This is a genomic window from Bifidobacterium sp. A11, assembly GCF_000499185.1.
Taxonomy (GTDB): Bacteria; Actinomycetota; Actinomycetes; order Actinomycetales; family Bifidobacteriaceae; genus Bombiscardovia; species Bombiscardovia mizhiensis.
The window spans coordinates 164,880-182,373 of record NZ_AWUO01000002.1; the positions used below are offsets into that span (position 1 = coordinate 164,880).

General features: G+C 60.1%; 8 protein-coding genes. 1 reads left to right on the forward strand and 7 read right to left on the reverse strand.

The window, feature by feature from the left end:
- Positions 1-195 precede the first annotated feature (195 nt).
- On the forward strand, positions 196-1,701 hold the full coding sequence (locus P273_RS0103345) for an amino acid permease (RefSeq protein ID WP_024627076.1): 1,506 nt from the start codon (positions 196-198) through the stop codon (positions 1,699-1,701).
- 86 nt (positions 1,702-1,787) lie between these two features.
- On the opposite strand, the gene P273_RS0103350 is transcribed toward P273_RS0103345, so the two are convergent.
- The 7 genes from P273_RS0103350 to P273_RS0103380 form a co-directional block, all read right to left on the reverse strand.
- Positions 1,788-5,507 carry a family 43 glycosylhydrolase gene (locus P273_RS0103350; RefSeq protein WP_172637236.1) on the reverse strand — a complete coding sequence of 1,240 codons (3,720 nt, stop codon included), beginning with the start codon at positions 5,505-5,507 and terminating at the stop codon, positions 1,788-1,790.
- 26 nt (positions 5,508-5,533) lie between these two features.
- Positions 5,534-8,707: an immunoglobulin-like domain-containing protein gene (locus P273_RS0103355; RefSeq protein ID WP_024627078.1), complete on the reverse strand. Its 3,174-nt coding sequence runs from the start codon at positions 8,705-8,707 to the stop codon at positions 5,534-5,536.
- Positions 8,708-8,855: 148 nt separating this feature from the next.
- The gene (locus tag P273_RS0103360) at positions 8,856-11,834 is read right to left on the reverse strand and encodes an Ig-like domain-containing protein (RefSeq protein WP_024627079.1); all 2,979 of its coding nucleotides are present in this window, start codon (positions 11,832-11,834) and stop codon (positions 8,856-8,858) included.
- A 408-nt stretch (positions 11,835-12,242) separates the two neighbouring features.
- Entirely contained in the window at positions 12,243-13,292 is a 1,050-nt protein-coding gene (ilvC, locus tag P273_RS0103365) for a ketol-acid reductoisomerase (protein ID WP_015022635.1), read from the reverse strand.
- Between the two features lie 265 nt (positions 13,293-13,557).
- Complete coding sequence (locus P273_RS0103370; RefSeq protein WP_253269565.1) at positions 13,558-14,814, reverse strand: MFS transporter; 1,257 nt, start codon at positions 14,812-14,814, stop codon at positions 13,558-13,560.
- 399 nt (positions 14,815-15,213) lie between these two features.
- Positions 15,214-16,182 carry an FAD:protein FMN transferase gene (locus P273_RS0103375; protein ID WP_029676092.1) on the reverse strand — a complete coding sequence of 323 codons (969 nt, stop codon included), beginning with the start codon at positions 16,180-16,182 and terminating at the stop codon, positions 15,214-15,216.
- 9 nt (positions 16,183-16,191) lie between these two features.
- Positions 16,192-17,493: an adenylosuccinate synthase gene (locus P273_RS0103380; RefSeq protein ID WP_024627082.1), complete on the reverse strand. Its 1,302-nt coding sequence runs from the start codon at positions 17,491-17,493 to the stop codon at positions 16,192-16,194.
- Between the last annotated feature and the right edge of the window lies 1 nt (position 17,494).

Here is a 17,494-nt window from a genome sequence, read left to right on the forward strand (position 1 = left end):
CAACTACCATGACACATTGTGACCACGGGAGCCGAAAGGCCATACCAATGGCATAGACTCCCTAAGCGTTCGAGGACCGGCTCAAGGACCCGGCCATATGAATCCATTCCGGCATCCAGCCGGCATATCAGGAATCGCAATTTCAGTACGACCCCGGACTCCCCGGTGCGTCGCCCAGCCAAAAGGAGGAGGATCATGACGCAGAACACCAGCAATGCAGCGTCGAACACCAATCAATCCGACCGGGCCGGGCAAGAGCATCATGGCTACGGCAGCGTCAAACGCAACCTCAAGACCCGCCACATCTCCATGATCGCCCTGGGCGGCTGCATCGGCACCGGCCTGTTCATGACCTCCGGCTCCACCATCTCTACAGCCGGTCCCGGCGGTGGACTTCTGGCCTATATAGCCATGGGTGTCATGGTCTACTTCCTGATGACCAGCCTGGGCGAGCTGGCCACCCACCTTCCAGTGTCGGGATCCTTCGCCGCCTACAGCGCCCGCTACGTGGATCCGGCCCTGGGCTTTGCCATGGGCTGGGACTACTGGCTGAACTGGACCATTTCGGGTGCCGTGGACATCTCCACCGCTGCCCTGCTGATCCAGTACTGGCTGCCCAACACCCCAGGATGGATCTGGAGTCTGCTGGTCCTGGTCATCGTCTTCCTGATCAACGCCCTGACGGTCTCTGCATTCGGCGAGACCGAATTCTGGCTCTCACTGATCAAGGTGGCTACCATCATCGTCTTCCTGGTCATCGGCATGGCCATGATCTGCGGAATCATGTTCCAGCCGGCGGTCGGCCTGAAGAACTTCACCTACAAGGACGCTCCATTCGTGGGAGGTTTCCCGGCCATCATGAGCGTCTTCCTGATCGCTGGCTACTCCTTCCAGGGAACCGAGGTGGTAGGCGTGACCGCAGGTGAATCCGAAAACCCCGGCAAAGCGGTGCCCAAAGCCATCAACGACGTCTTCTGGCGGATCCTGCTCTTCTATGTGCTCTCCATCTTCGTCATCGCCGCCCTGATCCCCTACACCAGTCCCAACCTCCTGGGAGCCTCTGACGGGAACATCGCCATGTCGCCCTTCACCCTGGTCTTCCAACGGGCCGGCCTGGCCTCGGCAGCCAGCGTCATGAACGCGGTGGTGCTGACATCCATCCTCTCGGCCGTCAACACCGGGGCCTACGCCTCCAGCCGTATGCTCTATGGACTGGCCAAGGACCACTATGCTCCGGCCATCTTCGCCAAGACCACCAAGCGGGGCATCCCCCTGGCAGCTCTGGTGGCCACGGTCTGCATGTCACTGGCCACCTTCGCCTCCAGCATCTTCGGCCAGTCCTTCTACATGTGGCTGGTGACCGCCACCGGGCTGACCGGGTTCATCGCCTGGATCGGCATCGCCCTGAGCCACTTCCGCTTCCGGAGGGCCTTCAAGCTCCAGGGGCACGACCTGAGCGAGCTCAAGTACCACTCCAAGCTCTACCCGTTCGGCCCTGTCCTGGCCATGGTGCTCTGCGTCATCGTCATCGCCGGACAGGACATCCCCTCCCTGCTCAGCCTGAACTGGTCGCACATGGCCATGACCTACTTCAGCGTGGTACTGGTCCTGGTCCTCTACCTGGGCTTCAAGTTCGTCAACCACACCAAGATCGTGCGCCTCAAGGACATGGACGTGTCCGGCGCCGAATCCGCCCGCTGAAGCAGCAGGACACGGCGGACACCTTGTAAAAGTGCCCCGCAGATGATCTGTTCCATCTGCGGGGCACCGTCAGGCCAAGCTCAAGCCTAAGTCAACGACGATGACATCGACCTTCTTCTGACCGGAATGGCCACCATCAAGGCCAACGAGACCATGAGCAAGGCCGCCAAACTTACTGCAGCGACATCCGCCCCGGTGGAGGACAAACCACCGCCCCCGACCGATGCATCACGGCCAGGGTCGTGACGACCATGTCCGCTGACATCGGCAGAGATCAGACTGTTGCCTTGTCCCAGACCGCCACTTTGCGTCCCGTTTCCGCCCGGTCTACTGAGGGGAACCAGGGCCTTGACAGCCTCCTGAAGACCCTTCAGCGCCTCATTAACAGTAGCCTGGTCGGCATTGGGATCGTCATAGACAGCCTGCGCCTGCATTCGAGCCGCAGTGAAAGCCATCCAGGAACCGGACTCATATTTGCCCTGGTCCAAACCATCGGCCTTCTTCAAGGCAGCAGAAAGACCGGATTTATCGACCTTTGCTATGGAATCGACCACCGTGACCCGGACTTTCACATCAGGGTGGGCGAGTTCTTCATCCGCATCCATGTCCAGCACGGGCAGACCATCCGCCGCCCAATGGACTCGGCGCACGAAAGTATCCCGCCCGGAATAGTTGCGGTAGCCATCCGTCTTGTTGGCGTATGCGTGGAAGACGTAGATCTGATTGCCGTCCTCGTCCTCGCTCCACATGCCATGGCCCGTGCCCAGCTGCCACTTTCCGTTGAAAATGCCTGAATTCTGGATGGGATAGTTGAGATTGCTCCAACTGGCTGGATTGGTCAGATCGGTACTGCCTGATCCGTCGGCCACGGCCATGCCCGTGGTGTAGGTCTTGCCGACCGAGGAACCTGAATACATCAGATAGAGCTTACCCTGGTGCAGGGTTACATTAGGTCCCTCGGCGATTGTGGCGTTCCAGGCGTAATCCGGGGCGACAATCCTCACCGGGTCGGTGGTGACGTGAGCAGGGTCGGCAGGATTCATCCTGGCCAAATAGGTGGCGCCCAGCTGCTGCCAGACATAATAGGATTGTCCCTTCTGATCCTGGAAGTAGCTCATATCCAAGGACATGCCGACACTTCCATCAGCGGCAAGGGCCAGGGGACGCCCGTCGGAACGAGTCACGGCTCGCGGCCGCTCCCAGTTGGAAGCGACGGTCGGGTCAAGATCATGACCTCCGGCATCCTGCTTGAGCTGCATATAGACGGCCTTGCCATTGGTCCACTGGTTTCCGTATCCCGCCATGAACAGGACCGTCAACCTGCCATTGATCTCGTGAATCTCGGGCGCCCAGAAGCTGTGCATGATCGGCTGCCCCTCTGCATCAGGATCCCCCGCCTTAAGGATGATGTGTTCCTTGGCGTTGTACCCGTTGGCATCAATCAACCCGGAGTCCTGGCCAGGGGTGTCAGCCAGATCGGCGATGGCATCGGCCATCCGCAGGGGCATGTGAGGACTGCCATGCTGCCAGGTGCAGTCTCCTTCAATATCGTTGGTGGCAATCATGAGGTACTTGGTCTCCACCCGTTCATGACCGTCCACCTGCCGCTTCCACTGCCACTTGTAGATGGAGGGGTCAGCGCGCTCCTCAGCGAAAGGAACTCTGTAGGAGGTCTGGCCGATGGTGCCGGTAACCTCATATTCCCCGACTTTGTTCAAGTCAAGATGCGAGGTATCCCAATCTTTGATGGGCAGTGAACCTGTGGAACCATCGGAATAGGTCAGTCGAGCGGTTTTCGGCAACCTCAATCCCTTTGCTGAACTCCCCTTGGTCACGGTGATGTCCTTGAAATCTTCCACCCCGGTGTTGGTCAGACGACCGAATCGGGTTTGCAGGGCCTTGACACGGTCCTGATCAATGACCATGGACGAACCGTGGCGATAGTCATCGATGCCCTGAACCTTTGACGCCGGTTGGCTGCCACCGACTGTGGCGAACCGCCCAACATGAACAGGTCCATGCGCAGAATCCTTGCCCTTGAGCTCAGCGAAACTGGTGTACTTGGGCACTCCGTTGTCGTCATACCACCCGATCATGGTGGTCTTGGACGCCGTATCGTAGACCCCGTAGGGGCTGTTGACCCCGTTGGTTTCGCCTAGGTCAATCAGGCCTGCGGAGTTCGGGGACTCCTCATAGGCAAGCAGGTCGGTGGACCGGGCAAAGAGCAGATGACCGGGACTGTCCGGCACATCCGTCCCCCGGTTGGTGCGCACGGAGAGGATACCGTAGGACCCATCCCCCATCATGAAAATCGAGGGATCCTTGAGGCTGCGCGCGTAGTCCCTGGTGTTCTGGTTGACGGGCTGCGAGGCGTAACCCAGCGGGAAGAAGATGCCATAGTTGCCGTTGTAGGGCTGGTACCGCCCCGAAGCTTCGTCCTTGAGGGCCAGATGCATGCTGTGCGCGATATCGCCGTTGTTGGCTGTATCCGCCGAGGTCGCATTACGGTCGTAGGCAAGGAGGGTGCTGGCCTTCGACTTGGGAAGGACTTTCACCTCGAAGTCTTTGACAACAGGTTCGGCAACTCCTGCAGCGGTGATTGTGGCAGTGATCCGTCCAGAGACAGGCTTGTCGCCAGCTATGGAGACCAATCCCCCGTCTCGGATGGAGATGCCGGAAGCGGCCTTCAGCTGCAGAGTCGTATGATCCGGAGCCACAGGAAGCTTGGTCCCTGAGGCGATCAGGGGCGGGATGACGTAACCGTCAGCCGCCTCCTGCAACCTCTCGGCCTTGGTCTTCGTACTCGGTTTTACGGTGATGCGGTAGCTCTTGCTGCCAGTCAATCCACGCACTGTGGTGGTAGCCGTCATGGTCACCGTTTGATCCTGAGCGCCGGAGGGCGGCTGGTTGACCATACCTGTATCAGTGATGATCGAAGGATCCGATGAGGACCAGGTTACCGTGCCGCCCGCTGTGGGAAGTGCCAGGTAGTCGCCATCCACGCTCTGGTCATGAAAGCCCAGGGCATCGATGCGTCCGTCCACCAGTTCGCTCCTGTGGATGTTGGCGTCGACAGTGCTGATGCTCTTGACCTGTCCAGCGTCCAGAGCCCTGCCGTAGACACGGAAGTTAGCCACCTGGCCCTTGAAATTCACATCCTTCCAAGGCGAGTGGCCGATGGTGTTGAGGCTCTGGTCGCCAATATCGGCAGTGGTGACGGGAACCTTGCCAGAGGCGACCTCCTCGCCATCGACATAGAGCCTGGCCATACCGTCCGACCCGTCCAAGGTGGCCGTCACCGACATCCACTGGTCGGCCCGGACCGCACAGGAACCCGACTGGACCAGATGCTCGGTCCCCTTCGCCTTGATGCCCACCAGCGGCTGGCGTCCGAAGGCGCAGTTGAGGGAGCTGAACAGGTATTCCTGGTTGAAGGCATTGCCGATGTTCCACATGAAGTGGAAGCTCTTCAACATGTCGGGATCCGCCTTGACCTCCATCTGGACGGTAGCGGAGGACTTGCCGGAAAGCAGGTCCGCAGGCAGGCGAACCCAGCTGCCCCCTCCGCTCCAGTCCCCACCGGAAAGAACCAGGGATTGATCCTTCCACAGATCGTCTCCCGGATTCTGCACCTGGGCCTCGCCAAAGGCGCTGCCAGGGGCGGTATTGGCGACCGTGTGCCCGTCCGATGGCTTGCTGGCGAAGGAGTACTCGGCCAGCAAATCCTCGGTGGGCAGGGTTTCAACAGCACTTGCTGCTGCGGGGATGAAAGCCAATCCGGCCAAGGCGGTCGGAATCGCCACCATCCAGGCGATCATTCTTCCACATCGTTTCACTTCTGCTCATCTCCGTCCATGGCTGATGCCGGCCCCTGTCGACGGACGAAGAACCTGCAGACGGCAATGAGAACCAGCCCCAGGCTTGCTGCCAGCAGGAGACTCGGAACCTTTGACAGGTCCACACCTGTGGCGGAGAGGGAGGGGCGAGCCTGTGCCTGCGGGTTCGCAGTACCGGATGGATTGCCGGATGATGAATGCCCCGGCTTCTGGGTGTTGTCCTTGTCGGGTGCAGGCTGGGCGCTGCGAATCTGGGTCAGTTTGACCTTGTAGGTCCTTGTGGTGGCCTTATCGGCTGCTGTGACCGTGACCGTCAGCATCCTTTCCGCTGATCCGGAAGAATCCAAGGTCAAGGCGACTGTAGCCTGATCATCCGTGGCGAGAGCGGCGATGTCGGCTTCAGTCAGTCCAGGCAGGTCGGCGAGCGCCAGCGTGGCAGTACCCGCCAAGGCCTGCGCCAGGTCCACTGGTTGGCCGGCCACGGTCAAAGACTTGAGGCTGGCGTCATTGGAGAGGACCTTGACCGTGACCTCCACAGGCATCCGAGAAGCATCCGCAGCGATTCCGCTTACCCTGAAGGTTCCGGGGTGGCTGTAGGCGGACGGATCCACGGCATCCCAAGCCACCTTCACCTGCTCCTTGCTTCCGTCAGCCTTGGTCAGCTCCACCTCGGCAGGAAGATTCGGCGTGGGATCCTGACCGACCTTCGTCTCTACAGACATGGCCGGAACCGAGGCGACCGCCACATGGGGCGCATAGGCTTCCAGGAGCTTCTGATACTGAGCCCTGGTCACTGGCAGGACAGTGCCGTGCCGTGGTTTGCCGCCGTCCGTATTGGTCGGGAAGTTGGCCTCGGGCATCTTGTCGCCGATCACCTTCCACTGGTCGGCCTTGGATATATTGTTCGTGGCCATCGGCACATAGTGGTTGGGGCCACCGTGGTAATTGGGCTGATCGGCAAAGAGGTAGTACTGGTATCCGTTGATGTCCCCGTCGTTCGCCCGGAAAAGGGATGGGCCTTCGCCAGCGCTGAAAGTACCGCCGTAGCCGTTGGCCTGTCCGCCGCCGATGCGTTCCCCGACCAGGGACCAGCCGTTGGCATCGCTGGATGCAGCAGTGGGATAGGATCCGGCAACCTTGGCCAGAAGATCCTTGGACTTCTCCTGACGCAGCGTCATGGTCTTCTCGTCCTTGTAGACGCGATAGTAAAGGCCGCCATCCTTCTGCACTGTGGCATCAATGGATCCTGAGCCGGGCTGACCCCTGCGGTCTACATCGATCCAGACCTGGGGCTTGGAGAAGTTGATGAAATCGTCGGTGGTGACATACATCATCCGGTTGTAAGTCAACGAGGTCCTTTCAGCCGGATCGGTGCCCGGATACAGGTTGGATGCCCAATAGACCACGTACTTGCCGATCTCAGCGTCGTAATAGGCCTCAGGTGCCCAGGTGTTGCCGGCATAGTCGTTGCTCACCTTGACATGCCGCTCCTGGGACCAATGGGTCAGATCATCCGACTCCCAGATCTCGATGTATTTGGATCCGTTGGCCTGGGCACCCATGAAACCGCTCAGGCCTCCAGGAGCATTGGGGCGTCCGGAGATTTTCAGATCGGTAGCCAGCATGTAGAACTTGTCGCCATCCTTGGACCTCATGATGAAAGGATCGCGAAGCCCCTGCTCGCCCTTGCTGGAGGTGAAGAGGGGAGAACCGTTGTTCAGCGTGTTCCAGTCCAGTGCATTGTTGCCCTTGGACGCAGCCAGGCTGATCTTCTCGCCGCCGACGCCCTCGCCGGTGAAGAATGCCCAGACATAGGCCTGATCCTTGGAGTTGTCGGCAGGCATGGGCTGCACCTTAAGGGTGAACTCCTTGACCAGCCTGCTGTCACCATGCTTGACCTCCAAGCTCAGGACCACGGTTGCAGCCGGCTTGCCAGCGACGGGACGGTTGACCTTCACAGTCTTGGAAGAGCCGTTGACGCCATCGACGATCACCGCACCAACCGTTCCCGGATCCTTGACGGACCAGGTGAAGGAGGAACCGTGCTCCCCGACCGTAGGTATAGAGACATTGGTTCGCACATCGTCGGCATTCTCGATGCCCACAGCATCCAGATCAGCCTGCGCCTGCTCCTGATCACTCGGAAGATGGGGAACCAAAACCTGATAGGCCTTGGTGCGAGCGACCCCGTTCAGGCTGAAAGTGGCCGTCAGAGTCACCCGCGCGTCCGGCTGCCCGGGAGCAGGCCTGTTGACAGTGACTGCCCCATCATCGGCCACGACCAGGGCTGCTGAAGAGGATGCCCAGTCCAGATGCACGCCCGAGAGATCCGTGGGGAGTGTGAAGTTCTCACTCGCCTGAGCAGGGACCGCTACCGTCGGCATGATCTTCTCCAAGGCCTGGCTGGTATAGAGCCCCTTGACCGCAGCGGAATCCATGGCCTGATCGTAGATGGCGTAATCATCGACCTCGATCTTGCTCCTTGGATCCGGATAGGAGGATTTGCCCAGGTGGGCGACCAGATCCCCGTAATTGCCGAGACCGCCTTGAGGTATGGAGTAGGTGGAAGAACCCAGCGGAGCGCCATTGAGATAGGAGCTCATCGTTCCTGTGGAGCCGCTGATGACTGTGGTGTACAGGGCCATGTCGCCAGTGGATTTGGAGCCGGATGAGGGAGCCCCGGTGGATCCTGGACCCACTTCGGTGCCCCATGGGGACTGGTTGGGCTGATTGGTGGTCGCCGTGGTCATTACCGCCTTGACCCGCCCCGCAGGGTTGGATGGGTTGAGCAGGAAATACCCTTTGGTGGTATCTGCGTTCCCTATGTAGGCCGCTGAAGTGTTCATAGAGCCGGAATTATTCTTCAGCCAGATCGAAACAGTAAGGTCCTGCTTATCCTTCAAGGCACCGGTGGGAATGACTACGTCCTGGGTGCCGGTCAGCACGAGGCGACCATCCTTGACGGAAGCATCGCCTTCCAGAGTGGCGTCACTGTGACCGTCAGAGCCCTCGTTGGCTATGGTCCGGCCGCTGGGGGCAGCGTCGAAGGAATAATGGATCAGCGGTTTCTCTGTCTCCTCACCCGATGCGACAAGGGGCAACAGCGACCCCGATGCCAGTGTTACACACCCTAGGAGCAACCCCAGGGCCCTCTTTCCATGTCCGTTCATTAACGGGCCTCTTCCTGTGTAATGCCATCACATCATTGCGGTGGCTCTTGAATGCTCCCGGAACAGCTGATTCCAGGAGCCTTTTGTCTTGGACTGCCAATGCCGGCCGTTCCTCGAAAAAACCCATAGGAACAGCCGGTCAGAACAGTCATCGCCTGGATGCCGACCTATACCCGGCCGATCGCAACCAGCAGATTGCCAGGACTGCGCATGCGAGCGCAACCAAGGCAATGACGCCAACGGATGCACCTGTTTGAGAAAGCCCCGGGTCCTGTGAAACCGACCCAGCACCTCCTGCCTTGACTTGTTCAATGGGAGATGTCTGGGAGGGGTGGGTATCCGACGTGCCAGGCAGGCCAATGTCCGCAGCCTTGACGACAAGCCCGGTCACCTTGGTCGAGGATGGCTTGACCAGTTTGTCGGTGTACCCCTGATAATCGACTCTGATATCTCCGGAAACCGCATCCGGCACAGTCAGCGTCGCCTTCCCATCGGCCCCTAGTTTCACATCGGTCGTCCAAGACTGACTCAGCCTTGATGCCGGGCTTTGCGTGATGCTCACGGTGCCAGCCACATCGCCCTGGTCTTCGGCCTTGACGGTCACGCTCAGCTTGCGGCTGTCCGGGGCATAATCAGCCTGGGTCGTAGAGGCGACCGGTTCCAGATGTGAGGGATTGGCTGTGGTGTACCTATGCATGGCTTCCAGAACATTCCGAGGCACAGCGACGAAAGCCCCATGCCTCTTCGGGGTGGGCATGCCATCATCCGTGACATACCCGGTGACGCCCTTGCCGGGCTTCTTCTGAGTAAACCATCCCGGCGTCTGCGAAAGCCTGTGGGACCAGTCTGTTTTACTCAGATCCGTCTTGCTGGTCATGAAGGGCTGATAACCCCCGGAATCAGCCATGATGACCATGGCGTCACCGGCTTCGTTCTGGTTGACGTCATCCTTGTTCAGGGCTATGGATTCCGGCCCCTCAAAGGGAAGCAGCCGCTGGTCGAGCAACCGCCAGGTGCTCGTCTCATCAGCATCGGGATCCGAACTGGACGTGGTGCAGGTCAGGCACTTCGACCGTTCCAGGAAGGTGGACTTGCCATCCACTACGTAGGATCCTGCGGCACCGTTCTCCTCGTTTTTGGTCATTCGGTAGTAGTAGCTGCCGATTTTGAAAACCGTGGAGTCAATGCGCGAGTATCCGGTGTCCTGCCAGTCCTCGGCGGGGGTGAAGGTCTTGAAGTCCCTGGTGACGGCATAGCGCACGATGTTGTACGGGGAACCCTTCTTCCCGGTGACGGCCGTCGAGCGTGAACTGTCGGTATAGGCCCTTGAGGAGAAGAAGACCACATAGGCGTTCAGCGCGTCATCCCAGAATGCCTCAGGAGCCCAGGTCATCCCCTGGTTGGGGGAGTTGACGACGATGCCTGCATCCGAACCGTCCTCGGCGTTGGTCCGCGTCCAATTGACCATGTCCTTGGATTTCCAGGCTTCGATCTTCAGCGAGCCATATTGCTGGTTCTGACCCCAGCCCTGGCGCGAGACCTTCAGATCGGTGGCGATCATATAGTATTCGTCGCCATCATGCGAGCGCAGCACATATGGATCGCGCAGGCCGGTGGTGTCCGTCTTGGAAGTAATGACGGGGTCGCCATTGTTGATGGGGCTGAATGAGAAGAAGTCATTGCGCTTGGTGGAAGTCGCCGATTCATACAGAGCTTCGCCGATCTTTCCTCCGGTCTTGTCCGCGTCAGAGAGAAAAGTGACCGCGGCGTACCCGACATTCGGCGCAGACCGAGGCTTCTCCTTGACCACAACATCGACACTGCGCGATACGGTGCGCCCATTGCCCGCCTTGGCGGTGACCGTCAGACTGACCTTCTTGGAATCGCCCTGTCCATAAGAGGGTCGGGTGACGATTCCGGCGCCCCGATAGGGGTCGGCTGCACCATTGGCTGGTGCGTGGTAATTGCTGTCCGTCGGACTGATGCGACCGGGATCGGAAGAGGTCCAAGTGACATCAACATCATGTCTGGGTCCCTTGGCCAGCAAAGGCAGGTTCCCTGTCGCCTGAGACGGAATCCCGGCGATCAGAGCATCCACATCATCTTGGGCGGCCGTTTCCGGATCCAAGGGTTTGACGGTTACGTCGACTGAACTGACCAGTCCACCAGCCCGGCTGGTGGCGGTAATGGTGCTGGTTCCAGCCTTCACAGCCTTGACCTTGCCCTTGGCATCGACCGTGGCTACAGAGGGATTGGACGAGGCCCAGCTCACCTCCTGGCTGATGGCATTCTCAGGCGTGATTGTTGCGGTCAGCTGCCGCTCATCGTTCTCCATCAAGGCCAGGGATCCGTTTACCAGGCCGGTTCCGGTCACGGTTATCCCAGTCGGCATGACCAGATCGGCCCCCTTGTAAATCTTCAGGTCATCAATAGCGCCATTCCAGTACGCATCTCCCTGATAGAAGGATTTGCCGATGTAGGTGGTGGAGCCTCCCAGATCGGAGAGCTTGATACCGGTCTTGGCCTTGATTCCCACCAACTTATTGTCCCTGAGCAGGGCCATGGAATCATCCTTGATGATGATTCGGAAGTCATGCCAGATTCCGTCATTGTTGTCGAGCTGCTCCTTGAAGGAGGGCTCATTGTGCCAGCCATTGTCCGCAACAGCCAATTTGGCGCTGGTCTTGCTCAGATAGAAGAAAAGGTAATGCGAAGCATCCTTGCCGATAGCCAGCGAGAAGTAATTGCCATCGTCGGCATGCCTCGACTTGGCAGCGAAGTCGATGGTCGCCTCGTTGCCTATAGACTCGAAGATCTCCGAAGGCAGCTGAGCATATTGGACGTTTTTTGAAGCATCCGACTGACCATTCTGCAGATTCAGCGCCTCGTTTCCGTTTCGGTCTCCGAAGGCCCCAATGGATGCCCCGCCGTGAAGGGTCATGGCATAGCCATTGACTGAATCCGATAAGTTTCCCTGGCTAAAGTCATAGGAGGCAACCGGGGTTAGTGATCTGGTTTCCTGCCCTTTTGCCTCAGGACGCTCAAGGGCGTATGCCGTACCTCCCGCGAAGGACAGCAACATCGGCAGGGTCACCATGACCGACACCAATGTTTTCATTTTTTTCATGCACTCCACCACCTTTGGCTCATCGGGATACCGCAATCCCGCCTGCAGTGTCATGCCGACTGCTGGCTTGGCTTCGATGACTGCCCTTGAGTCGGCACGACAAGTATTCATAGATGGGTCATGACTCATGATCGATCATCACGTCAGCACCTATGCCAAAATCCATTCTGACATCTGCGATTAGCCGCTGTCCCTGAAAAGAATAACGATTCAATAACAATAGATTCTCAGTATTAGCGAGTAGGAACGGCAGGCATTCCCCCTACCTTATGGATCGAGGAACCATGCAACTGGGGCTCGACACTGAACCCCGATGCCTCAAATAAAAAAGCCGCAGACCAGATTCATATCGAATGCCGGTCTGCGGCGATGCCAGGAAAATGGCAGCTGATGCTCAGAACCTAGAGGTCACTGCACCTGGGAACGGGCGATCTTGCCGGTGAAGGACTGAGCCTCGTCGGCATCCTTGACGTCCTTGTTCCAGGAGAACATGGCGCGCAGCTTGGGGCCGACCTCCTCGATCTTCTCGTGGGAGTACTTCTCCTGGAGCTCCTTGAACTTGGGGGCGCCGGCATCCTGGTCGTCAATGAACTCCTTGGCGAAGGATCCGTCCTGAATGCGCTGCAGCTGGTGACGCATCCTGTCCTTGGTGGACTCATCCACCACGGTGGAGGTGAAATCGCCGTACTGGGCGGTGTCGGAGCAGGACCAGCGAGCCTTGTTCAGGCCACCCTCGTTCATCAGGTCAACCAGCATCTTGAGCTCGTGGCAGACCTCGAAATAGGCGATCTCGGGCTGGTAGCCAGCCTCGGTCAGCACCTCGAAGCCAGCCTCGACCAGGTGGTTGACACCACCCATGAGCACATCCTGCTCACCGAAGAGGTCGGTCTCGGTCTCTTCCTTGAAGGTGGTCTTGATGGCGCCGGCGCGCAGGGCGCCCAGAGCCTTGGCGTAGGCCAGGGTGATGTCCCAGGCGTCGCCGCGCGGATCCTGCTCAACGGCCACGACCACGGGCACGCCACGGCCTGCGACATACTCACGACGGACGATATGGCCCGGGCCCTTGGGGGCCACCATGAAGACCGGGTGGTCGGCGCTGGGCTTGATGTAGCCGTAATGGATGTTGAACCCGTGGGCGAAGGCGACGGCCGCACCCTCCTTGATGTTGGGCTCAATGTCGTCCCGCCAGATGTTGCGCTGGTACTGGTCGGGGGCCAGGATCATGACGATGTCGGCCTCTTTGGTGGCCTCGGGCACGGTCTTGACCTCCAGGCCCTGCTCCTTGGCGAAGGGTACCGACTTGGAGTTGGCACGCAGGCCGACCACAACGTCCACACCGGAATCACGCAGGTTCAGTGCATGAGCATGTCCCTGGGAACCGTAGCCGATGATGGCCACCTTCTTGCCATCCAGAACCGAAAGGTCCCCATCCTTCTCATACCAGATCTGTGCTGCCATTATCTACACTCCTTTATGTGCGGTCCAACCGGACCGGCTCTTCCAGGCCGGGGAACGCAAAATACTGTGAATTCCTGTCGTTGTTCCAGGCGGACGATGCTCTTTCGACCGGGGCGACGGATTTTGTCCTTGACCCCGATCCGTACCCAATGGATACGGTATGCCTCCAACCATACTCGTGATATGGCCAGATGGACTGTCCGCCATTCGTTGTTCGGACACCGACGCGATTCGAAGAACCGGCCGGCGGGATGCATCCCAGGGCTTACTTGGTGAAGTCCACATCCTTGGTTTCGTGGCAGGTCAGCACTGCCACCAGGCAGCAGACCGCCATAACGGCCAGGTAGAGCCCGACCGAGCGCACTCCCCAGTGGGAGGAGAGCCAGGTGGCGATGGTAGGCACGAAGGCCGCGCCTACGATGGCCGCCAAGTTGTAGCCGATGCCGGAACCCGAGTAGCGCACGTTGGCGTCGAAGAGCTCCGGCAGGAAAGCGCCGATAGGCCCGAAGGCGATGCCCATCAGGGCGAACCCGACGCAGAGGAAGACCATGACCTGGAAGGTGTTGTGATGGGCCATGAGCAGATAGGGGAAGACCAGGCTGAAGACCACCAGCATGACGGAGCTGCCGATCAGCACCCGACGACGGCCGATGCGGTCCGCATAGACGCAGGCCAGCACGATGAAGAGGGCGAAGACCAGGATGGAGACCATCAGCATGAGCAGGTACTCCTGGTTGGTGAAGCCCAGTCCGCCGCCGCCCTGGGACTTGGGCTTGGTGCCGTAGGCCAGCGACCAAGTAGCCAGGGTGTAGAAGAGGGTGTAGGTGACTGCGACCAGGAAGGTGGCTTGGAGTACCTGACGCCAGCTCTTGCGGAAAACCTCCAGCAGAGGGGTCTTGACAACCTTCTGTTGATCCAGGGCCATCTGGAAGATTGGGGTCTCCTGCATAGAAACGCGCACAGCCAGCCCTACAACCACCAGGATGGCGGAGAGCAGGAAGGGCACACGCCAGCCCCAGCTCAGCATCTGCTCGGGGGTGCAGAACATCTCCAGCAGGAAGTAGGTCCCATTGGCCAGGAAGAAACCGATGGGGGCACCCAGCTCAGGGAAGGAGCCGTAGAGGGCCCTCCTGCCTTCCGGGGCATTCTCGGTGGCCACCAGGGCCGCGCCGGACCACTCGCCGCCCAGGCCGATACCTTGCACGAACCGGCACAGGCAGAGGACCACTACGGCCCAGAGTCCCCAGGTGGCGTAGGTGGGTAGGACGCCGATCAGGACTGTGGCGCAGCCCATGGTCAGCAGGGAGACCACCAGGGTGGTCTTGCGCCCCTGGCGATCCCCGAAGTGTCCGAAGATCAAGGATCCCAAGGGCCGCGCGATGAAGGCGATGGCAAAGGTCAGCAGGGATGCCAGGAGGGCAACGGTCGGATCGGTCTTGGGGAAGAAGAGCTTGGGGAAATAGTTGGCCGAAGCCGTCCCGTAAGCGTAGAAATCGTAGAACTCGATGGCCGTGCCGACCATGGAGGCCCCGATGACTGTGCGAACCGAGCTGCGGGTCACACGGGTGCTGCCGGACACGGACGCTGCCGGGGCCGGGGAAGCAACACTGACGTCGTTTGCCGTCACTTCATCTCATCTCCTTATAGAAAAACCCCGCTGTCGGCAGGGTCTGATGCGATGAAGCCTATACGTCCAGCCCCGCCTTCCGACGGGGTCGAACAATGAAGATTGTCGAGTCAGTCCGCCGGTGAGGACGGGCTAATAATTCGTGCGGACACGGTGCCGAATCGGCGGGTGTCTGTCAAGCTGGTCATCACGGCGAACCTCCCTTCATCATCCTCGAATCGGATGCGTTCTCTGCACATCCGCATTGGTGCCGACCATAGGCCTGACATCGGCTGGTCCAACCGGACAGGTCCACTATGTGGACGGATGGGTGTTGGAGTCAGTGAAGAACCGACCCGGAAATTCGTCGGAGATCACAGCCTGACGATCGGCGTACATCAGGGCGCAGGAGAAGGAAAATCCGGCGGCCAACGCATCCGGCGGAACCAGGAAAAGGGCGGTGGCCAGTCCGTCAGCCAGACCCGTGGGGTGCTCGTTGTCCTTTCCACCAGTCACCACCCAGGAGGCCAGCACACGGTCGACCGGACGGCCATCGATGGCATCCAGGATGTGGTGAAGTGCCGTCAGTCCCGCCGCTGCGGCATCCTCGGACCGGTCGGTCCAATGACGGCGGCTGGGAGCCGAGGCGCACAAGGAGCCGCAGGACAGCTCGATCCGGCCCACGCCTGCAGACAGATCACCGGGATCCTCCATGGCGATGGAGACCGGGTGAGAGGTCCGCATACGCATGTCGCCACCGGCATCGATCAGGTACTCTTCGACCCGGGTCTCGAGCAGGTCGGCAATGAGGTCTACCAGATAGCCCTTGCCAACCGCCCCAAAATCAAGGCTGACCGGACCAGTAGTCACAAGGACAGCACCCTGATGCCTGAGGTCATCGCCCCAGGTCGGTCGCCCATGGATCCGTCCCAGATGACCGGCGGCGTCGGCCTGCAGCCGGAAGGTGGGCTGTCGGCCGTAGCCCAGACGGGTCAGATCCTCGCCCACCATGGGGTCCAGGGCCCCGTCGGTGGCGGAATACAGCCTGTCATATAGGTCAAAGAGCCCCTGGCAGTAGTCCGGAAAGACGAACCTGCCCCCATGAGAAGCCCGAGCCATTTGCGCAGGTATGGCATCCTGCCTGAACCGTGACAGGGCACGTTCGTAATCCTCAATCAGATCGACGATGGCACCGTGCAGTCGTTCTCCCAGGGGCCTGTCTGTGGAGATGATGATTCCCGTACCCACCGCCCCGGGGAAGGCGGCCAGGCAGGGCAACCCCATGGAACTTCCTCAGTCGATCAGGGAATGGATCTGCACGATCTGGTCGCGGCCCGGGCCAGAGCCGACGGCTGAGATGCGGCAGCCGGACAGGTCCTCCAGGCGGTGGATGTAGTCCTTGGCCTTGGTCGGGAACTCCTCGAAGCTCTTGGCGCCGGAGATGTCCTCGCGCCAACCCGGCAGCTCCTCGTATACCGGCTGGGCTGATTGGAACTCGGCCTGATCCACGGGCATCTGATCCACTCTGACCCGGGAGCCGTCAGACCGGGTGATGTCGTAGCCCACGCAGACCGGGATGGTCTCCAGGCCGGAGAGGACATCCAGCTTGGTCAGCACGATATCGGTCAGGCCGTTGATCTGCACAGCATACCGGCTGACCAGCGCGTCGAACCAGCCACAGCGACGGGAGCGGCCGGTGGTCACCCCGTACTCGTGGCCCTGACGGCGCAGCCATTCGCCCTGCTCGTTGTCCAGCTCCGTAGGGAAGGGCCCCTCGCCCACGCGGGTCACATAGGCCTTGGCCACACCAACCACCCGGTCGATCTTGGTCGGGCCCACGCCGGTGCCGGTGCAGGCGCCCCCGGCCGTGCAGTTGGATGAAGTGACAAAGGGATAGGTGCCATGGTCCACGTCCAGCATGGTGGCCTGCCCCCCCTCGAAAAGCACGTTCTTGCCCTGCTCCAGGGCTTGGTTGAGCATCAGCGAGGTATTGGCCACGTAGGGCTTGAGTCGGTCGGCGTATCCCGCCAGCTCTTCAACGGTGGCCTCCACCTCAATGGCCCGGCGGTTGTAAAGCTTGACCAGCATCTGGTTCTTCTGGTGCAGGCTGGCCTCCACCTTGTCACGCAGATGGTCGACATTGAACAGGTCATGCACGCGAATGCCCACGCGGTTGATCTTGTCGGCATAGGCCGGGCCGATCCCGCGGCCTGTCGTGCCGATCTTATGTTTGCCCAGGAATCGCTCGGTCACCTTGTCCAGCGTCCGGTGGTAGGGGGCGATGATGTGCGCAGACTCGCTGATCCTCAAGCGGCTGCAATCCACGCCACGGGACTGAAGTCCATCGATCTCCTCGAAGAGGGCGGCCGGGTCGACCACGACGCCGTTGCCGATGACCGGGGTGATAGCCGGGTGAATGATTCCCGAGGGCAGAAGATGGAGGGCGTACTCCTGATCGCCCACGACCACGGTATGGCCGGCATTGTTGCCCCCATTGAACCTGGCGACGTAGTCCATGTGCTCGCCGATCAGATCCGTAGCCTTGCCCTTGCCCTCGTCGCCCCACTGGGCCCCGACGATCACGATTCCAGGCATA